We start from the raw sequence: 20,910 nt of genomic DNA on the forward strand, positions 1-20,910 counted from the left end.
CATTAGATATTAGGGATTCGTAATAATCCCCAGAACCCCGCGTTGAAACGTGGGGTTAAGAGATTGCTTCTTCTAATGTTATGATAATCTAATAAGTTGCTGTTGTATACCTTTGCCGATCCCTGACCAGGGATTGGTGTTCTACCTCTCCCTATCTTTCAGAAGATGTATTTCCAACTGTAACTAAAATTATTTTGGGTGAAGAATGCAGTTTTTTTAATAAAACTAAAAAGTCACTATCTTTTGCATCCCTTAAACCTATATATTTCAAAGAATAGGTTTCTATCCGAAATTCCTCTTGAATCCATACGGCTAGAGAAGGAGACAGTTGTGCATCTATCCAGAGTATCATGCAGCAATAACAATATGATCTATTTTTAAGGTTTTTTCATTTCAGGCAGATACCAGAATCCCTTTATCTCAAATGATTTGTCGAAACTGTATTTCTCCAAACTTCTTACTCCTCCGGTATCTTATACTCATTATAGGCTTTCTGACTCATAGCAAATTGAGCATAAATGATTTTTTCTACAGTTTTTATTTGTGTGTTTCCAACTCCACAATGTAAGCATTTTTCTATTTTGTTTTCCATACTAATTTATATAAAGACTCTCTACATTCAGAGCTCTTCCAATTTTACCCGGATCCTGTCGATTATCAAGTAAACGTATAATTATCAACTTCTTCTCTATTTCAATTTCCATATAATACAAAGAAATTTGTTTTACAATAACACTTCTTCGTATATTTTTTTCTTCATCAATTATGGCTCGAATTTTGGGCATACTTTTTAATAAATTAATTTCTTTTTCAACTTTATCTGTAAATTTCTCAGCAGAACTGTTACCCCAATTTTCTTTTACATACTCAACAGTTTTCTTAAAATCTTTTTTTGCTTTTTCCAACCAAATTACTTCTTGAATCATTTGAGAAACTCTCTTATCTCTTCCATTACGGCTTTGTGAGAATAAACTCTTCCAGCTTCTAGATCTTGCAAACCTTCTTCAATTTTTTCTCTTTCCCAGTCTGTCATGAGTGTATTACTTGAGTTTAGGGCTATTTCAATTTTGTCTAATTCTTCAAGGTTGTTATTTAAAAGGATACTCTTTATAATATTATTTTTTTTTATCAGAAATTGTTCTTGCTCAAAGTTTTTGACTTCTTTTTCCACTGTATAATTATGGACAAGTACATCTATCATTGAATAGATTTCTTTATTCAAATCTTCCGGTAGTAATTTTAGTTTTTCTTCTATTTTCATCTAAGTCTCCAATTTAATATTTACATAATCATTTTCACTCATACTAATATCACCCCCAATCACTCCTCCGGTATCTTATACTCATTATAGGCTTTCTGACTCATAGCAAATTCGGGGTCAACGATTTTTACTTCATCATGTGTGAGTTCGTAGAGTTTGTAGACCATAAGGTCAATCTCAGCATCAGTGGTATCGATGATTTCTTTTATTTTGAGAGCTTCTTCTTTAAACTGCTTAAACCTCTTAAACCACTTTATCTCTTGATCGTCTGTCATAGTTATCTTTTTCTTTTTTAACTCTGCTACAAATTCTTTCCAATCGAGAAGATACCATTGGTTTAAATTCGACTTAATATTAACTTCTAAAGACTGAAAATCAGATAGTAAAAGTTCAATAAAATCGTATTTTAGGTTTTTCAGTTTTTCATTATTTAGTAATAAAGTATTAACATTTTTTATGAATTTTTTCTGAAGCCCTTCTTCTAAAATGAGGATCGGAATCGATCTAGCATTTTCATTTCCACTGTGTAAAGTAATTTGTGAAAATGCACAATTATAAATATGAAAATAATAAGAAATCAACTTCGAATTTAATATAGCTAAAACATATTCGATACTGTAATCTGTCTTAAAGTCGTATAAATTAACTACTGTATCTAATGTATAATAAGTACCTTCATTATCTATAGTTGCATTTAATACGATCTTTCGATAATTACCAAACAACGGTTTTCCTACTCTACCTACAATTTCTTGAAGTATAATCTTCTTCTTCAACTGCCAGGAAAAATCATTTGAGATGTATTTTTGCTCTGCGTAAGTGAGATGATCGATATAATACCGAAATATAGGTGCTCCACCGATAACAACGAATGAAGATTTTTTTTCTGAAACATATTTATTTATGTTTATTCCTCTTTGTGAAACACAAATGTTTTCTAGTCTTATAGACTTCTGCTGAATCTTCGAAATTATATTTTTGTTATTATTGTTTATCCAAATTCCATATTTATCCCTTCTTATTACTAATGAATAATCAGTTTTATTTTTGTATAATTTATTATTATCAAAAAATCCAGTAAAAACATTTTTCTTCTCATTGGAATAGTTTGAAATTAATATAATAGCCTCCAAATCAACGCCAGATCGATGGAAGGATTCAGATGTATCGATAATTTCTAATACATTAAAATTCTGTTTTATAAATTCTCTAACATTACTAAGGTTAGGAACATAAGTTAACCCTTTGGGTATAATGTATCCTAAATATCCGCTATTATTTAGCAGATCATGAGCTCGGCCTATAAATAGATAGGCTGTGTTTAATGATCGATCATTAATCTTATATTTTTTTAAAAATGCTTTCTCCTTTTTATTAAGTACTGCACCCCAGGGAGGATTACCAATAACAATATCAAAGCCAGATTTATTTTCTTTAATTGAATCTTTTATATTTTTAGAATATGCTTTTAAAGTTGGCATTCGCTTGTTTCCTAAATCAGAATCATAATAACTTTCTAATTTAGTTTTATCAGGAAAAATAATTTTAGGAAACTCTTTTTCCCAACTAAAAGCTAAATCATCCGCAACATTTTCATCATCAATTAAAGAATTGCCACATTTGATATTGTTTTCAAGGTTATTAAGCTTTTTGTTTTTAGATGCTGTTTTTAGCCAGAGAGAAAGCTTTGTGATTTCAACAGATTCTTGATTGAGATCAACACCATACAAATTATTTTCAAGAATTGTTTTACTGACAGAATATAAATCTAATAGGAAACCCTCGGAACTTTTTGTGTTTAACTCTTTGATTGCATTAGCCACTCTTAAATGTTCTTTCCATAAATAATCAAAAGCAGCGTTTAAGAAAGCACCTGAACCACAGGCCGGATCTAATATTTTTATCTTTGAAAGATAATTTTCCCTGTAGTCCATAAGAATATTAAATTCTTTATTACGTTTTGTTTGAGAATATTTTTTTTCCACTTCTTTATATTTTTCTTTAAGCCAGGTGCCTACTGTATTTTCAACAATGTATCTTGTGATGTATTCCGGAGTATAAAAGACACCTTCTTTCTTCCTTTTTGATTTTGTTATATCATATTTATCTGATATAGACTTGTGAACTAATTTTTCTAATGGTTTATTTATAAATTCTAAAACCTGTTGTGTTTCGGCAGGTTCTGCATTCTGATCTAATTCTTGAAAGCTTACACGCATTTCTTCTAAATCAGAAATACTTTGTTCAAATATGTGGCCGAGAATATTTACATTAACTTCATTTTCATTGCCAAAATCATAATGTAGACCAATATCAGCAATTTTTTCAAAAAGAAAATTTGGGATTTTTAGTTTATCTAACTCAGAATCTTCTTTAAAAAGCTCTCCATTATAACCTTCTTCAATTCCATAGCCATGACCTCCGTTAATAGCATAGAAAAGGTCTCTCACTTTACCATAAATACTGAAACCATTAGAGTTATAGAACTTATCTTTCATCTCCTTTCCAATGATTTCAGAGGAAAGAACATTATTGGGAATTAACCTTTCTCTGGAATCTTCACAGAACCAACAAAAGATAATTCGATCTAAAAATTTTTGAACCAACTTTAAAAGAAAACTTTTTGGTTTTTCAAACTGATACTCAGGATTTAACTCTAACAGAGTATAGAAGATTTCAGCTCTCAAACTTTTGTATTGCTTATAAAATTCATCCTGAACTTTTTCTTCTTCTTTTCCTTGAAGTTCTAACATTTCCTCAGTAAATGATTTTCCTGATTCAACTATTAGATGCTCTTTCTTTAAAAGACTTATAAATTTATATAATTCATTTTTATCAGATAAAGAATTCTGTTTATCTTTAAATTCATCAGGAACTATAAAATAAAAGACCTCATATTTGTTTTGTCCTTGAGATTTATTGTAAAGCCTGATTTCATTATAGTTTGTAACAATTCCCCAGGAAGCAGAAGAGGTATTATTCATGTATTTCCAACACTGGTCTACAGGAGAAAGCTTATCTTTTCTTGAAGAAGTTTGATCAAGATCCACTGAGCCCTGATCTTTAAATTCCACCAAAACTTGAGGTTCTCTTCTTTTCTTAGTAAAATAGCCTAGAGCCAAATCGGAATAACCTTTTTTTCCGGAACTTCCACCACCTTCAATGGGGAATTCACTTTCATAATGATAATTCTGACTATCTTCGCCTTTTCCAGAATAACCTAATATTTCATGAAATATAACTCGTATAAATTCAGAAGAGTCAGCAGTTTCTTTGTCAACACCACGAGTAAAGGTCTCACATTGCTTTTGCCAGTTATTAATAAGCTTATACATCTCATTAAGCTTAATATCATCTATTTTTAACTCATCTTTAAAATAATTGTTTTTGCTAAAAAAAGACTCTGTGAATAGTTTTTGTATCATTATCAAAAATAACCTTATAATCTTTCAAAATCATAGCAAATAAGCAATAAGCCTGAAATGCAATTATAAAAACAAACGGGAAACAAAAAATGACGCAGGAAACTTACAGAGCCTTTTTGAAATTCTCAATCACACCCTTCAGAAAACCCACTAGTTTTGGATTTTTTCTAACTTCCTGAAAAAGTTCCGTTTCTTCTTTTGTTAGAGAATCTTTACTTCCAACATCGAACATTTCACCTTCACCCCTGACGAGCCAATCAAGACTGATGCCATGTTCTTTATTAAGTCTGTAGATAATCTCAACAGGTAGAGACTTTATCCTGCCATTTACCGTTTCGCTTAAAGTTGATTGGGGAATTTCAAACTCTTTAGCAAAAGCTCTTTGAGAAAGGCCAAGATAAGAAAATAGTTCGTTATACTGATTTTTTTCCATTATTCAATCATGTTATGATATTATTTTGTTGACTAATCATGGGATGATTGCCTATGCTGTAAATATCACCAACCCAAGCATTTCTCTTCTTCGGTCATGCCGTCAAGTCACTTCGGTGCTTCGATACTAAATTTATTGCAGAAGCAATAAATTTCACTCAGCATCCGAAGGGTAGAAGCCAGCACTCACTCAGTGGCCGAGAAAGTCGATGAAAGCTTGGTTTGGAAAATAAAAGGAGTCTATATGCAACACTACGAAGTAGAAGCCACGGTCGCCGAGGATGGAACCCTGACCGCCAGGCTACCAGAGGCCATAGAACCCGGAACTTACACCGTCGTCGTGGTTTTCGAGGACATTACCATCCCTGTAAGGACAGAACATGATCTGTCCATTCGCTTAAAGCGTATGGAAGAAAACCCTCACCCCGGTTTTACAAAGGAAGAAGTGGAAAAGGATTTGGAGGCATTACATGTTTAGCTTTCAGCCGTCAGCGATCAGCTTTCAGCGTTTTAAAACTGAGAACCTTTCTTTTAATGTTCAGGGGGTTTCTCATGGAAAATGAAGACAAGAAGGAAGAGACTTACCGGTTTGAACCGGAAGCCAAGAAGGATTTGGAGGAATCCTATCTCTGGTATGAAAAACAGAGAGAAGGTTTGGGTTTAGAATTTGCTAATGAGGTTTTTGATACAGCCGAAAAGCTGGGAAAAAAGAAGGGAGAGAGCACTGTAGAGACGCATAGCAATGCATCTCCTACTGTGAAGAAAACAAGACTAAAGCGTTTTCCTTTCTCCCTCTACTATGTTCTCAAAGAAACCCTGATTTCGATAGTTGCTGTCTGGCATGACAGAAGAAATCCGGAGTCCTTGAAAAACAGAAAATAAAATAAATAATCTACCCTTCGGCGCGCTTCGCTTGCTCAGGGCGGCGCCCTTTTTTTTCAAGTCTATACTATCGATTGCTGAGCGAAGGCGTAAGCCTGAGTCGAAGCAAAGCTTCCAATACTTGTAAAACTTGATTTCCTGCTTTTAGGGATTAGTGTTTAGGTATTGGGGATTAGTAATAGCTTGTTTTCCTTTTGGAAATCCAAGTCTCCAAGCAAAGCCACTAAGCACTAACTCCTAATCCCTAACAGCTTTTTTGAAAAATTTCTCCAAATAGGCCTTCGGGAGTTCGGTCATTTCTGAAATGAAATCAAGAGAAGAGCCTGCACGTTTCATTTTTATCGCAGTCCTGAGTTTACTTTTATGCTCGGCTCTTTCGGTTCGCTTTCGTTCTCTCTCAATTTTTTTCTCTGCCAGAAGGCGCTCCTGTTGTATTCCTGCTTCAAAACCGCTCTTCCTCCCCTCTTTATACGCATAGTCTTTCATGGCCTCGTAATCACGAGCGGCTTTCAGGCGCATTTCATAGTAATTCCGGGTCTTGTTGTCCAGAGAAATATCCTGAAGAGCTTCAACAGCCTCTCGAATTACAGGGTTTTTGATTTTTAAATCGCTCATCTCTCTTTCCTTTAGCTGTCCCGCTTCTCGTAAAAGGTATACCCAGTTTTCCAGTTCTGTCTCAAGGGTTTCAAGATTCCCTTTGAACCTGGGTAGCTCTATTATATGAATTTCAAGGTCCTTCGTCAAGTGTATTTCAGGACTGTCTTTTTCCAGTAGCCGGAAACTGGAGTGGAAATTTCTGGTTTGTTTCATTTGAAAGTTTAAAAACGAGATGGAATACACAGGCTTTAAATCACCGTATTCTTCCCCTTTATCTATTTGCGTCGTGTAAAGCCTGGCCCAGTAGTAAAGGATTCTTTTTCCATAAAAGCTCTGGGAACTGGTTTGCATTTCTACATTGAAATGTTCTTTTTTTTCATTTACCGCGTGTATATCCAGTATGGAAATTTTTTCATCATGAAAATCTCCCGGGATTTCCGGGTTCAAAATCTTTATCTCTTTTATCTTTTCTTCTTTTTCAAAGCCTAAGACTGCATTGAGTAAGTTCATCAATAATTTGGGGTTCTTTATGCAAAATATCTTAAATACTATATCCACATGTAAAGGCAAAAGCCCCGCTGACTTTTCTGATTCTTCCTGTTTCATTTTACGATCTCCTACTATAAAGGGTTTGAAAATGCACAGAAGGAACAAAAAATTTCTATAGAAGGGAAGCCGATACTGGACTTTTGGGATACTTTTTGGAACTTTTTTTCCCGGCCGGATGCGGTTGCTAAGCGATGTACTGAGCGTAAGCCGAAGCACAGCGTCCGGCTGAACGGAAAGTAAAGTCCACCAAATAAGACCTCCCCCTGCCCTGTGAATGAGCGAAGCGAGAGAACGAATTAGGGAAGGGGGAATGAGGGGGATAGGTAAACTTAGGGATTAGGTATTGGGGATAAGTAACTAATTCCCAACCTCTAATCACCAATCCCTAAATGCAATGCTCTCAAACGAGCGGTTTAATGATTAGTATTTAGATATTAGGGATTAGTAATAGTTCCAGAGCATGTTTTCCTTTTGGGAATCCAGCTGAATTCTTTATCTTTCTTTTTTGCTTGATTTCTAATTTGATAAAAACGAAATTATTCAAGAACAATAAATGTTCAATTAATATAAAAGGATATTATATGAAAACATTATATACGAAAATACTGTATATTTCTGAACTTGTAAATACCCACATATTAAAAAACATTCTGCGTTTCTTCGATGCCTTTGGTTCCGGTTCTTATAATTCTACAAATGGGAACAGGAAGAATAAAGGTGTGGATTTTATCTGTATTCCGGGACAGGAGGTTTTTTCTCCTATAAGCGGGAAAGTTGTTTCCAAGTTTTACACTATGATAATCGGAGACATGGTAGCCACCTGCCACTGTGAAGGTAAAATAGAATATAAGAATATTCAAAATAACAAAACCATGACCAATGACACTGATTATCTAATCGTTCAAAAGAAAGATAAGATTATTATCATATATCCAACAGATTTACAAAAAGCCAATATTACCTTTTCTCAATTTCTGCTGATGCCCGGGTCCCACAGGAAACTCTTTTTCCATCTTCTCTGACATTTTTACAGACAAATATATGCTTTTCATAATATTGTGACGTAGTACGAGTATAGGGATCCCGAAAAAAGAAGCAAGCAAAATTTATTCTTAATCTCTTTCGATAAACTCAATTATCTTTTCAATTTCTATGGGTTAGAGAATAGCCTATTATTTTGTTAAAAAATCTTCTGGTACCGGTTGTCATAACTTAAGTTCTTCTAATTCCAACTGGAGAGCTTCCCAGTCAGAAATTACTTTTTCAATTTCAGGCTTTATCTCTTCGTAACGTTTTAAAATAGTATCTCTTTGGGAGGAGCTATAAAAATCCGGATCTGCCATATCATTTTCCAGAAGAGATTTTTCTTTTTCCAGAGTGTCGATTCGCTCTTCAGCAGTAAGAATATCTTTCTCCAGTTTTCTCTGTTTTTTCTTATCAGGGTTCTGGGATGAACGACCATCAACCTTTTCTTTTGTAGCTTTGATCGCTTTAACTTCCCCCTTCTTTTCTTCTTCATACACCTGTAAATAATCTTCAAAACTACAATTTAGATTTTCCAGACTACCTGAAGAAAGACGAAACGTTTTATTGCAAAGTCCCTTTAAAAAGTCCGGGTCATGGCTTATAATTAGGACTGCACCGGGAAAATCTGCAATCGATCTTTTCAGGGCGTCACGGGTTACCATATCCAGATGGTTTGTTGGCTCATCCAGAAGTAGAAGGTTAGTTGGTTGTAAAACCAACATAGCCAGGCGCAGACGACTTTTCTCTCCACCGGAAAGAGTTTTCACAATTTTATAAATGGCGTCACCAGAAAATGAAAAGTGTCCCAGTAAGCTTCTGGCTTCCTGCTCTTTTATATCGGGGTATCGTCCGGTAATCACCTGCAACAGGTTTAGTTCCGGGTCAAGGTCCACAGAATGAGTCTGGGAAAAATATCCGGATTCAACTCTCGGTCCGAGTTGTAAAGTCCCGGCATTTAGTTTTTCTCGGTTTAATAAGCAACGCATCAGGGTAGACTTCCCAGCTCCATTAGGCCCTACCAGAGCGATTTTATCTCCAAGAGAAATCTCTAAATCCACTTTTTGAAAAATAGGTTTTCCGCTTACATATGAAAAATCAGCGTTTTCGAGCTTTAAGATTAATTTTCCTGAAGACACAAAGTTAAAATTGTAATCGGGTTTTTTATTCCAAAAAATAGCCTCAGGAGCATCAATTCTCTCTCGTTTTTCCAGCTTTTTAATGGCACTTTGAACCTGTCTGGCCTTGGTTGCCTTAGAGCGAAATCTTTCTATCCATTCTGTTCTTTTCTTCAAATACGATTGCTCTTTTTCATAGCGAGCTTTCATCTTCTCATGAATTTCATTTTTCTCTTCTAAATAATCGATTAAACTTCCTTCAAATTCCGTTACAGAATTTGAAGAAATTTCAGCAATAGTGGAACTCGTTCTCTCCAAGAAATCCGGGTCATGACTGACCAGTATAAAAGTCCCCTTACTCTGAAGGAGGTATTCTGCCAACCATTCTTTAGATGCGTCATCAAGATGATTGGTAGGTTCATCCAGAAGGAGCAGGTTATGAGGGTTCAAAAGGGCAATGGCAAGTCCTATCCGGTGATGATAGCCCGGAGAAAAGTTCTTAACAGGTTGATTCAGGCTGGAATCTGAAAAACCCAGACCAAACAGTACTTTTCTGGCCCTGATTTCCAGATTGTGCAGATCATGGGCATGAGCAAACTCTTCATTCTCAGCCTGCTCGTGGAGAAGCTCTTCATACGGCTTACTATCCGCTTGAATCGTCTCAAACAACTCCTCAATCTGTTTTTTTTTCTTCTCATACTCTGAATATAGAAGATTCTGGGAAAGAACGACCGAAAGAACCGGTTCTTCTTCCGGAAAATCCGGAATCTGTTGAAATAAAGAAATCTTTGTATCTTTAGAAAACACAACAGATCCCCCATCCGGTTTAAGTTTTTCGGTGGCGAATTGAAAGAGAGTAGTTTTACCTGCACCGTTTGGACCGATCAGGGCAATTTTTCTGTCAGGTTTAATATGCCAATATAAGCCTTCAAAGATTATATTGGGGCCGAAGCGATGGTGCAGGTCTATAAATTGGAGCAAATTTTAGGAATTTGTTGCGGTTAACTCAGCCTTTCTTTGAAGTAAATGCTGTATATATTTGCTGGAATCGTTGTTGTTGTTTTCTCTGGCTTTTTTCAGAGCGTTGTCAATCTCAGAAACAGACATTTTTGCGATTTTTTTATTTTTCTTCTTATTCTCTTCAGACATGATGCCTCCTGTATTTTATGTCTAAAAGTACAAGTAGTTATTTTTTGTAAATCTATTTTCGAGAATAAGAAAAGTGGGAGAATCGTAAACTCGAAAAAAATGAGGACCTGCGAATTTCAGTCTAATTCATAAATCATTGACTTTTTAACTTTCCAGAAAAAAGTACTCTGGTAATAGGAGTTTACCATATGTTAACACTTGCCTTTTTAGGAAATCTCGGTTGGCCTGAAATTCTTATCATTGCATTTTTAGCCCTTCTGCTTTTCGGAGGAAAGAAATTACCCGGTCTCGCAAAAGACCTGGGTACGGGGATTCGAGAATTCCGCAAATCCCTTTTCTCAAGCGAAGAAGAAGAGAAAAAGCAAATCGCTGAAGAAGACGATAAATTCGAAACGAAAAAACAAAAGGAAACGAAATCGAGCAGGAAAAAATCGTAAATGCAAGAAAAAAAACGTGTGAAGGGAGCTAAGAAAAAAGTAGGAAAGAAAAAAGTCCTACTTAAGAACGATGCCTCTCCTATTGTCTCGAAGAAGAAAGGGACAAAAAAAAAGCTCTCCAAAAAAAAGGAACTTGAAAACAGTTCAATAAAGTTAATCGAAGAAGAACCTGTAACTTCGCAAGAACTTACGATTACTCATCGACAAAAAAAAGAAAGTTCCGATCTTGAAGTACAGGCTGAAAGCAAAATTGAACTTGTGGAAACAGAGGAAGAAGGAGAGATACAGCTACGAGAAAAATATATGACTATCGGAGAACATCTCGAAGAACTCAGACAGGTTTTAATTCGAGGGCTTTTCGTATTAGGAGTATTTATTATTGTAGCTCTTTTTTTTGGAGAAGATGTTCATAAAATATTAACCACTCCGTATAAGAACGTTCTGGGTAAGAATGCCACATTTTATCAGATAAAGATGATGGCTCCCTTTATGGTCTACCTAAAAACTGCTGTAATGATTTCTATTTTATTTAGTTTCCCTATACAACTGTATTTTATCTGGGGCTTTATTTCTCCTGCCGTAGAACCAAAGCATGAAAGATATGGTAAGATTATTATCCTTGCTTCCACTCTTCTCTTTTGGGCCGGAATTGCTCTATGCTGGTACAGTGTTTTTGAAAAAATGCTACAATTCTTTCTGGTGGTATTTCAATTACCTGATATTGAAACCAAACTTCCTATAGATGAATATTACGATATATTTTTTAATCTTCATCTAATATTCGGAATTGCATTCCAGCTTCCAATAGTATTAGTTCTTTTAGGAGCTATGGGAATTTTACGTTCTGCATTTCTATTTAGCAAATGGAGAGAAGTTACAATATTTCTCGCGATTGCTTCTGCTTTTCTTTCTCCACCGGATTGGGTTTCTATGGTAGCTTTGCTGATACCACTTGAGATTCTTTTCTTCCTATCTTTAATTGTCATGAAGATGGTTGAACGGAAGGAGGAGTGATGCCTCAAAATGGCATACTCGTTTTTTCTTTCTCCTTTCTACTATTTTTAATTTTCCTTGCAATAGAATCATTTTTTTTGGAGGGAAAAAGTTTTTCCGGAGAACAACTCTTATTGATAAAAGTTGGAAAAGTATTCATAGCCTTTTCTTTATCTCTCATTCCGGCCCTACTCTATTACGTTGGAAATAATTCTCAAAGGGCAAGCTTTAGCTTTTTTCATAACCTGATCCAGAACTGGGGTGATGATTTATATGAAAAAGAAATAAAAAATTTTAAAGCTTCAGAACCCTTCAAGAGTCTGATTTATTTATTTAAAAAACGCTATCTGGAAGAGAAAGAGAAACAGGATAAAGTTATTCGAGAAATTTTATTCACACATAAAGAAATTTCTGAATTCTATAAGCCTCTGCAGCTTACAAGAAACATCAGTTTACCCGGTTTTAATTATTATTCAAATCATCTCCATCACTTTGAAAGCGGTAAAAATGCTTCCTGGTTATTGCCTGTCCAGGATGGATGTATTGGAATCCTTTTACATGCCCAGCTTGAGAAAGAATTAAGCCTTGCAGTTCTGTCAAGAATCGATGGTTACTTTTCCTGTGCAAGAATCCATAACCAACTTTCTGCTGAGGATATTTTACGAGGATTTACTATTTGTTTGAAAGAGTTTCAAAACTATCAATTTCTACTATCCTGTGTTTTTGTTTCTTCAGACAATAATCTCTGGTTTATAAATTATCAGAAAAATCCCATATTTGTCCTGGGTGAAAATTCCTATGAAGCTTTGAGTATGGAAGAAGAATACTATTCACAAGAAATGCCGGAACCACATTATAAACGTACGAGTCTAAGAAATGGAGAAAAACTTATTCTTCTACCGGATAGTCTCTGTCAGGATTTATATATGGATATAAATTTATTACAGACTTATCTAATGAAAGCGAGAAAGGATTGCATTACAAAGGATGGATTTGAATTTGCTCAGATTTTTTTTCAAATCTTAGATGAAAGAGCTAAAGAGAAAAATATTCCATTCCAAAACGAAAAGCAAATTATTGTTGTAGGAAGTTATTCATGAAAACACTGATTATATTTACACTATTATCCTTGATTTTTTATACCGAACAAAATGCAAAAGGTAAAGCCTGGTTAAACTATAAACAAAAGCAGCAAACTAAAGCAGGAAAATATTGCAGGTTTGAAATTATCTTTCCCGTCTTATCTGTGAAGAAAAAAGATAAAGACAAAATTAAAATATTAAGAATAGTTAATAAACTTCTAAGAAACTCACTACTCAGTTCAATTAAAAGTTATGTTCCCCTTTGCGAACAGGCCAAGAAGGAAAAACAGGAAAATGGTTTCATCGGAAAATTGCATTTTAATGTGGTTTATATAAATTCTAAAGTTCTGAGTGTTTTTTATTCAGGATATGATTACTTTTCAGGAACTCCGTATCCCAACAAAATTTTCAAATCGTATAATTTTGACTTAAAAACAGGTTTGACAATTCCTTACAACAGTCTTTTTAAGCAGGATGTAGATTATAAAAAAGTCATGCACCACATCATTGCAAATGACATGTTAAGACAAAAAGTGGTTCAATCTCCTAAAGATTTTGTCCATGAACAGCTTGATTACGATTACTATTTTTTAGAGAAAGAACTAATTATTTTTAATATATTTGATATGCATGTATTACAAAGTGTGCAGACAAAAGTAAAATACAACTCTATAAAAGATATTCTTGCCCCGGATTTCTATAGTAAATTTATGGATGAATGATGGAACAAACGGGAACCCTAATCGAGTTAGGCCAAAACTCTCCTCTTGCACTTGTCTATTTTGGTCTTTCCAAAGAAGAACTGGAATATCTTGTAGCCCTAATTAAGCTCAGGGGAAATAAACCCTGTATGTATGTGGATTCTTTTCGCCCGAGTCTTCTAAACAAAGGAGATATTTTTTTAATTGATGCCTTTTACGATGACTTACTGCTTGAGTTGCTGGATTGGTCAATTCGAATCATTGCTATCGGGAGATTTGAAATCCAACAAAAGACCCTCTTTTTTGAAAATGGAATTATGAGTATCTGGGATTTAAACCAGTATAAACTTGAAGACATAAGTCCGGTTTTATTAAAAAGATACACATCCCGCTTGAAACTTCATGCTTATATCTGGTGTGATGATAGAAACTTTATAAAAAACTTACAAACAATATTTGACGTTTATTCCATCGATTATATAAGTTCTAATAATCCGGAATATGCCCTGCACTCTTTAAGCGAGAATGATTATGAAATTTTAATCATTGATTGGGATAATTGTGGTGTAGAAATTCAAAGCCTGATACATGAGTTTCGCAAGATTTCAAAAATTAAGAAAAAATTTCCTTTTATTGCAGGAATAAAAGATTTTTCCAGGAAAGAACTTTTCAAGGATTTAACAGGAATGAAAGAATTTTGCAAGGCTTTATTCTCACCCAATGAAATCCTTGCATTATTTCTTCGCTCATTTCCCCTGAACATTCAAAAACAATTCAAGCAGAATCACTCGGATTTAGGGCCATATATTCACTGGAGAGTAAATTCTTCGGATATGTCTCTCATCCTGGATTTAAAACCGGAAATTCAAAATCCTCAAATTCTTTATGAAGATTTAAAAAAAGAGCTTGAGATTATACTCATTCAAGAACAATTCTCATGGTTAGACTCATTTTTACAGAGTGCATAAAAAGAAAAAATTTATTATCCCAAAATTCCCTTTCCTGAACACTGGCTGGGAGTATTAATTTATAAGGTAGCATCCATGGAAAAAGGATATTTAATTCCCCTCGGAAAAGAAATTTTCAACCCCTATTTCATCATTCTTTGCCTGGTAGGTCTTTATTTGACCGTAAAATTAAGGTTTCCTCAATTTCGTTTTTTCTTTCTGGCATTTAAAATTTTTTCCGGTGCTTTAGATTTTAAAGGACTCAAAGGGCAATTAATTCATTCCCAGGCTTTTTTTGCCGGGACAGGTTCCTCACTCCTTATCGGGGCAGCAATTGGTTCCGCCTTTGCTTTTTTAATCGGAGGACCGGGTGCATTACTCTGGATCTGGCTTGCCACAATCATTATGATGCCTATGCGGCTCGTGACTTCCACTCTTGCCATTAAATTTCGAACCAAGCTTCCGAACGGGCGATATTTATCCGGGCCTATGTATTTTATAGAAAAGGCATTAAAAGCCCGCTGGTTAGCCATTGCATTTGCCCTGACCAGCCTGGTAACAGTTTTAACTCTCGGCGGGATTGTTCCAATTTTAAGTATGGAGTACATAGCAAATAAAACTCTGGGGTTAAGAGGTATGGATCTCCCGCTTCTATTTTCAGCTTTTCTGATTTATGCGGTTTTAGGAGGAATTCGCAGGGTAGGAAAAATTTCCGGAACTTTAATTCCTATCGCCCTGATTCTCTTTTTCATTTCCTACTACTTTAGCTTTTCTAAATATTTAATCCCTTTCAGCAGTTTTATAAAAGAGGTTTTTAAACATGCACTTGAATTAAAACCGGTTATCACAGGAGGTTCTCTGGCCTTATTTACGGTTGTTGGAGAATCTATGGGAACCTTTTTTATTTCTACCGAAACAGGAGTAGGAAAAAGTGCAGGAATTTCCGGAGTAGTCAGAACCGATTCACCGGTAAAACAGGGGCTGGTGAGTATGCTTTCTTCCGCATTTGAAGGCTTTGTTACTTCTACTCTAATTTTCTATCTTCTGGTGTCGGTGGATGCTTCGAGTCTTAGCAGGCAAAAAGAGTTTTTAGATATCGTGCTTTCAACAGGCGGTCTTCCTGTTGTATTTTTAACTCTTTCGTTTTTAATTTTCGGGTTTGTTGGGATCTGCGGATGGTTCTATACCGGTGAACAGAATGCATATTATGTACTGGGTGAAAAGTTTGCGAATTTTTTTCGGATTGTTTTCATCGGAAGTTTTATTACTGCCTCCTATTTGTATATGAAGTTCGGGATGGATGTTCTTATTAATTCCTTTCAATTCGCCTATACCATGGCTATTATTTCCGCGATTCCTGTAACTATAACACTGGTCTTATTAGCTAAAATTGTTTCTTATGAAATGAATAAATATCTGTCAGAAAGTGGTGCAGAATACGAAGTATTAAAAGATTTTTATATTCTAATTCTCAGTATGCTTCCTAAAAATCTTCTTTCCAAGGTTTTCGGTTTTTTTACCTATTTACAACTTCCCCGATTTATGATGATTCCGCTACTAAAGGCTTTTGCCGGCATGTATAAAATAAATCTGGATGAAGCCGAATTGCAGTTAAGCGAATATAAATCCCTTAATCTATTTTTTACGAGGGCTTTAAAAGCGGGTGTCAGAATTATCAATTCAGAAGAAAATGCAGCCGTTTCTCCTGTGGATGCAAAAATTACTAACTATGGAGATATACACGAAAACACGATGATTCAGGCAAAGGGAATTGATTTTAATCTCAAAGAACTCTTAGGTTCAGAAAAGTTTTATCCCTGTTTTGAATCGGGTAAGTTTATAACATTTTACTTATCTCCTCAGGACTATCATCGTATTCATTCTCCTGCTTATGGAAAAATATTAGGATATTATTATGAACCTGGAAAACTTTTTCCGGTAAACGAACTGGCTGTAAAAGGAATTCGAGGACTTTTCCCTAAAAATGAAAGACTGATTACCTTCTTACAAACAGAATATGGTAAAATAGCCGTTATCAAAGTAGGAGCTTCTAATGTTGGAAAAATTCGTGTAACCTATGATAAAAAAATCGTTACCAATACCTTCATTCGAATTCCCAGAGAAGTAGAATATAAGGATGTAGATATTATTATACAAAAAGGTGCTGAACTCGGTCGTTTTGAGATGGGTTCTACGGTAATCCTTGTATTTGAAAAAGATACGATTGATTTTGTAGAATTACCCCGTGAAGAAAAATGCCATTATGGTTCTACCATCGGTTTTTTTAGAGAAAAAAAAGAACAACTACCCAAGTAATTTTTATGTGCAGGCATGATCTAAAAATAGCTTGGCGATCTATTCGTAAAAATAAAACTTGAACCATAAAGTTTCCGGAGGTTAATTGTGTTAGAAGAAGCTGTGATTTTAGAAGGAGCCAGGACTCCTTTTGGGAATTTTGCTGGAAGCTTGAAAGATATTTCAGCAACGGACTTAGGAACAATAGCTTGCAAGGCCACACTTGAAAAAAGTGGAATAGAAGCAGAAACTGTAGAAGATTTAATTTTTGGGAATGTGCTACCTTCCGGAAAAGATTCTGCTTATATAGCAAGGCACATTGCTCTTGATTCAGGTTTAAAAGTTGAAACTCCGGCACTCACAGTAAATCGCCTCTGTGGTTCCGGCATGGAGTCTATTATTCTCGCTGCCCAAAAAATCAAACTTCAAGAAAATACTCTTATATTAAGTGGAGGCACCGAATCCATGTCACAGGTGCCTTATGTTTTACGGGGTGCAAGAAATGGCTACCGTTACGGAAACGCTGACTTAGAAGATCTTCTGAGTCAGGGTCTAACCGATACATACACCGGTCTGGCTATGGGACTAACCGCAGAGAATCTGGCCGAGAAGTATTCGATTTCCCGTGAAGAACAGGATGAATGGGCAGCCATTTCTCAAGAGAGGGCTGAAGAAGCAACTTTAGAAGGACGATTGGGTGAAGAAATTACTCCTGTAGAAATTCGGGGAAAAAGTATTCAGCTTTTTGATAAAGATGAGTTTATTCGAGGAAAAGAATCAATTCCGAGGCTTGGTACTTTAAAACCGGCTTTTAAAAAAGATGGTACCGTTACTGCCGGTAATTCTTCCGGAATTAATGATGGTGCCTGTGCTTTACTTATCAGTTCCCAAACCTATGCTGAAAAGAATAATCTTATACCTCTCGCTATGATTCGAGGCTACGGTCATTCCGGTTGTGCTCCGGAGATTATGGGAATCGGACCCGTTTTTGCAATTCCAAAAGCTTTAAAGCAAGCAGGCCTCACCCTTTCGGATATGCACTTAATTGAAATCAATGAAGCCTTTGCTGCTCAATTTCTCGCAGTGAAAAAAGAACTCGGACTCGATGAATCTATTACCAATGTGAATGGTGGAGCAATCGCTATCGGCCATCCACTGGCTGCCAGTGGTGCGAGAATTACGCTTAGTCTGGCTTATGAGTTACGAAGAAGAAAATTAAAATATGGGCTGGCTTCTCTTTGTATTGGAGGCGGACAGGGAATTGCTATCGTTTTAGAAAATCCTAATTTATAAATAGGAATAATTTACCTATCGGGAAATATTTTTAAAACGTATTTCCCGATTTTTAAGTTTTATACACATAGGCTCTGAGTTCACGAACCACCCATACCCAGATTCCAACAAAAAGTGCTGTAGCAAGCCAGCTTCCTATCCTGGAATGGGGAATTAAAAAAAAGTCAACCACTCCATGCTGAAATATTGCAAGTAAAAAACCCATGATAGGATAGGTTATTCTCCTTCCTATGTTTATATTACTTTTAAGTAGAAAGATAGAAAAAGAAAGATTTATTAATAGATGAATATTCGAAGAATACAAAGCTCTTCCGGTAAACATATTCCAGAGTCTTCCGTCTCCGGTTTTTTTTAGATAGATGAAGTTTTCAATTAGAGAAAAACCGAGGGCGACAAAACCCGCTATAATCACCACATCTATATTCCACTTAAAGCTTTTAAAATGATAGGCAAAGATAAAGGAAAGAATCAGGATGAATAGAATTTTGAATGTTTCTTCTATTACACCCGCCTGTATAAATGCAAGATGAACTGTCTGTTTGAGAACATAAAAACTCTTTACGGGTTTCATGTCCACTTTGGGCCAGATAATCTCATGTAAGGATAGAATCAGTTTGGTGGATAAAATCCCGAGACAGAGTGCTAAAAATGCAAGAAGAAGCTTTCGTTTATTCGGGGACGGTTGATAAGCGAATAAAACAAAAGCCCAGGGGAATACAGATAAGAAAGCTAAGAATGCAATTAAAACATCTTTCCCGTTAAGTGAATTAAATAATACATATATATCGGGCATCTAAAATTCTTCCATATACCTTCCATCAAATTGTAAGACCAGATCCTTTTGTAGGGGGCTCGGCATGGCCGCCGGATCAATCGGTCCATTCCAGAACAGTTCCGTTACCCTTACATCTCCGCTGACATTGGGAGGAGGCATAACCGGTGACATAGATTTTACAAGTTCAATCGTTAGAGCATCCTGATCCGGATAATTGGAAGATTCTACTATTTCCACATCCGTTATGTCGCCATCCCTCGTAATGGTATACGAAACAACTGAAGAATACGGATAAGGAGCTCGTTTCCAGTATTCCATAAAACCTTCCGGCCCCCGCATTCTTGCTGAGATGTAATTAGAATACGTTTTCGGAAGTTTTTTACCCCGAATCCTCTTCACATAGCCCTTGACTTTTCCCTCATCCTGGGGAGTTGTATCGGGAATTTTGATTCCATCTTTCTGACTGGGGGTTTCTGTTCCTGAAATAACTCCTCCGTTCAAATCTTTTACTTCATCAGGAATTTCCGGATCTATAAAATAATATTCCAGCTTTTCCGGCTGATAGTTACTGAGTTGCTTTTTCTTTTGGGAACGCATCGAGCGATCTACCGAAATAGGAACTAAAAGAATAATGGTCAGAAGGATAAAATGAACGAGAAGACTGATTTGCAGGTTATTAAAAAAACCGGGTTTTAAACCTCTATCTTCCCTGGGTTCATGGTCATCACGTAAAGCATGAGAGATGAGAAATTTTGAACTGATATAACATAGGATAAAAGCCGTGAGAGTCGCCACAAGACTTAAAGGATGCTTGATAAAAGGAATAAACTCCTTATCCGGAACACCGGGTTTTAAGCCCAGTGAAGCAAGAAAGCTGACTCCGAAACTATCACTTAATCGAAATGAAAGGCTTATCATTAAAAAAAGCAGGCTTAAAAGATAAATAAATAGGAGAGAATAACCTATCCAGTAACGCTCCAGGTAGATATGTCCCCAACCCGGGAGAATTAACTCCCTGAAGTGAGCCGAATCATGTCTCTGTCGAAACCTGTGACTTTCGCTTCGTTTTGTAGGTCTTAAAATCTTATGCTGCCAGAAAAGTATACAATAGGCCCTGCGAAGCATGGAATGAACTCCCCGACTGCGAAACATACCGAGGATCATAAGAAGAAAAATCCAGTATCCGAGAAGAAAATCCTGAAGAACCATGGTAAAGGAAACTCCCTGTAATACACCTCTGGCCGATGAATTTCCTAAAAATTCTTCGATTCCTTCTCCCAGGATACCCAGAAGTTTGAGCATCGCCAGAGCTTCCGGGAGATTTCTAAAAAAATTGGATAAGAAGTTAAGATATCTTGAAGGTTCAAAGAGTTCCTGGTTTTCAAAAAAAATACGGGTATCATCTCCTCTGGCCAGTTTTAGCTCAGAAAAAAGAGCGGCGAAGAAAAGAGCCACAAAGACATAGAAAAATTTCGAGATTCGATTTCGGTTAAAATAGCCAAAACGGTAAAAAGGATTAATTTTCTGATATTTCTTTTTCCAGTAATAGTAGTCCCAAAAAACGAACAAAAAACCAATAAACAGGTAATTAAACCACTTTATAAGGGGAAAAAAGATAAATAGAAGCCCGTTTAAAACCCCCATCCAGGCCGAACTGTAGAGGGAGAGAATTTCGAGAGGATAAATGCAGATATAGATAAAAATTTGTACTACAAGGGACTGAAAAGCTGCTGAACGAACCCGGTGTCGGGTCCTATACAACATTAAAACTCCGAGAGGAAAGAAAATTCCAAAACCGATAAACGGGCTAAACCAGCAAAGTAAGCTCAGACCGTAATCTACAATCTTACGCTTGAGATCCGGTTTTTCTTCTTCCGGGAATTTATAAGGGATGAGAGCTTCCATTTTCCTATGATTACCTTGTCTATACCCAGTATTTTACGGGCTTTTA

Annotated in this window: 20 protein-coding genes; 10 read left to right on the forward strand and 10 right to left on the reverse strand. The window is 35.8% G+C overall.

The features are described from left to right. Positions 1-151: 151 nt before the first annotated feature. The 5 genes from H7A25_02860 to H7A25_02880 all read right to left on the reverse strand — a co-directional run bounded on the left by H7A25_02860 (position 152) and on the right by H7A25_02880 (position 5,119). A complete protein-coding gene (locus tag H7A25_02860) occupies positions 152-352 on the reverse strand; it encodes a hypothetical protein (GenBank protein ID MCP5498819.1) in 201 nt (66 codons plus the stop codon). A 241-nt stretch (positions 353-593) separates the two neighbouring features. Next, positions 594-926, reverse strand: a complete 333-nt coding sequence (locus tag H7A25_02865) for a type II toxin-antitoxin system RelE/ParE family toxin (protein MCP5498820.1) — start codon at positions 924-926, stop codon at positions 594-596. Further along, entirely contained in the window at positions 923-1,261 is a 339-nt protein-coding gene (locus H7A25_02870; GenBank protein MCP5498821.1) for a hypothetical protein, read from the reverse strand. The genes H7A25_02865 and H7A25_02870 overlap by 4 nt, the downstream gene beginning before the upstream one ends. A gap of 59 nt (positions 1,262-1,320) precedes the next feature. Beyond that, positions 1,321-4,686, reverse strand: coding sequence for an N-6 DNA methylase (locus tag H7A25_02875; protein MCP5498822.1), 3,366 nt, complete (start codon positions 4,684-4,686; stop codon positions 1,321-1,323). Positions 4,687-4,789: 103 nt separating this feature from the next. Further along, a complete protein-coding gene (locus H7A25_02880; GenBank protein MCP5498823.1) occupies positions 4,790-5,119 on the reverse strand; it encodes a helix-turn-helix domain-containing protein in 330 nt (109 codons plus the stop codon). Between the two features lie 243 nt (positions 5,120-5,362). Between H7A25_02880 and H7A25_02885 the strand changes: the two genes are divergently transcribed. Further along, the gene (locus H7A25_02885) at positions 5,363-5,596 is read left to right on the forward strand and encodes a hypothetical protein (protein MCP5498824.1); all 234 of its coding nucleotides are present in this window, start codon (positions 5,363-5,365) and stop codon (positions 5,594-5,596) included. A gap of 74 nt (positions 5,597-5,670) precedes the next feature. Further along, entirely contained in the window at positions 5,671-6,000 is a 330-nt protein-coding gene (locus H7A25_02890; protein MCP5498825.1) for a type II toxin-antitoxin system RelE/ParE family toxin, read from the forward strand. Between the two features lie 237 nt (positions 6,001-6,237). Here the strand turns inward: H7A25_02890 and H7A25_02895 are convergent, their stop codons facing one another. Continuing rightward, positions 6,238-7,203 carry a PD-(D/E)XK nuclease family transposase gene (locus H7A25_02895; protein MCP5498826.1) on the reverse strand — a complete coding sequence of 322 codons (966 nt, stop codon included), beginning with the start codon at positions 7,201-7,203 and terminating at the stop codon, positions 6,238-6,240. 524 nt (positions 7,204-7,727) lie between these two features. Here H7A25_02895 and H7A25_02900 point away from each other — a divergent pair. After that, positions 7,728-8,168: a hypothetical protein gene (locus tag H7A25_02900; protein MCP5498827.1), complete on the forward strand. Its 441-nt coding sequence runs from the start codon at positions 7,728-7,730 to the stop codon at positions 8,166-8,168. A gap of 183 nt (positions 8,169-8,351) precedes the next feature. Here H7A25_02900 and H7A25_02905 read toward each other — a convergent pair whose 3' ends face one another. Continuing rightward, entirely contained in the window at positions 8,352-10,268 is a 1,917-nt protein-coding gene (locus tag H7A25_02905) for an ABC-F family ATP-binding cassette domain-containing protein (GenBank protein MCP5498828.1), read from the reverse strand. A gap of 3 nt (positions 10,269-10,271) precedes the next feature. Further along, complete coding sequence (locus H7A25_02910) at positions 10,272-10,436, reverse strand: hypothetical protein (protein MCP5498829.1); 165 nt, start codon at positions 10,434-10,436, stop codon at positions 10,272-10,274. 188 nt (positions 10,437-10,624) lie between these two features. Between H7A25_02910 and H7A25_02915 the strand changes: the two genes are divergently transcribed. The 7 genes from H7A25_02915 to H7A25_02945 all read left to right on the forward strand — a co-directional run bounded on the left by H7A25_02915 (position 10,625) and on the right by H7A25_02945 (position 18,184). Then, a complete protein-coding gene (locus H7A25_02915; protein ID MCP5498830.1) occupies positions 10,625-10,873 on the forward strand; it encodes a twin-arginine translocase TatA/TatE family subunit in 249 nt (82 codons plus the stop codon). 303 nt (positions 10,874-11,176) lie between these two features. Next, complete coding sequence (gene tatC, locus H7A25_02920; protein MCP5498831.1) at positions 11,177-11,887, forward strand: twin-arginine translocase subunit TatC; 711 nt, start codon at positions 11,177-11,179, stop codon at positions 11,885-11,887. After that, a complete protein-coding gene (locus tag H7A25_02925; protein MCP5498832.1) occupies positions 11,887-12,966 on the forward strand; it encodes a hypothetical protein in 1,080 nt (359 codons plus the stop codon). Before tatC ends, H7A25_02925 begins: the two co-directional genes overlap by 1 nt. Further along, on the forward strand, positions 12,963-13,670 hold the full coding sequence (locus H7A25_02930; protein MCP5498833.1) for a hypothetical protein: 708 nt from the start codon (positions 12,963-12,965) through the stop codon (positions 13,668-13,670). The genes H7A25_02925 and H7A25_02930 overlap by 4 nt, the downstream gene beginning before the upstream one ends. Beyond that, positions 13,667-14,617: a hypothetical protein gene (locus H7A25_02935; GenBank protein ID MCP5498834.1), complete on the forward strand. Its 951-nt coding sequence runs from the start codon at positions 13,667-13,669 to the stop codon at positions 14,615-14,617. The genes H7A25_02930 and H7A25_02935 overlap by 4 nt, the downstream gene beginning before the upstream one ends. 75 nt (positions 14,618-14,692) lie before the next feature. After that, complete coding sequence (gene psd / locus H7A25_02940) at positions 14,693-16,912, forward strand: phosphatidylserine decarboxylase (GenBank protein MCP5498835.1); 2,220 nt, start codon at positions 14,693-14,695, stop codon at positions 16,910-16,912. An 87-nt stretch (positions 16,913-16,999) separates the two neighbouring features. Beyond that, positions 17,000-18,184 (forward strand): acetyl-CoA C-acetyltransferase, encoded by a 1,185-nt coding sequence (locus H7A25_02945; protein ID MCP5498836.1) that lies wholly within the window; start codon positions 17,000-17,002, stop codon positions 18,182-18,184. Between the two features lie 52 nt (positions 18,185-18,236). Here the strand turns inward: H7A25_02945 and H7A25_02950 are convergent, their stop codons facing one another. Then, on the reverse strand, positions 18,237-18,977 hold the full coding sequence (locus H7A25_02950; GenBank protein MCP5498837.1) for a PrsW family intramembrane metalloprotease: 741 nt from the start codon (positions 18,975-18,977) through the stop codon (positions 18,237-18,239). Beyond that, on the reverse strand, positions 18,978-20,864 hold the full coding sequence (locus H7A25_02955; protein MCP5498838.1) for an energy transducer TonB: 1,887 nt from the start codon (positions 20,862-20,864) through the stop codon (positions 18,978-18,980). Positions 20,865-20,910: the final 46 nt, after the last annotated feature.

This window comes from Leptospiraceae bacterium (genome assembly GCA_024233835.1).
In the GTDB taxonomy this organism is placed as follows: domain Bacteria; phylum Spirochaetota; class Leptospiria; order Leptospirales; family Leptospiraceae; genus JACKPC01.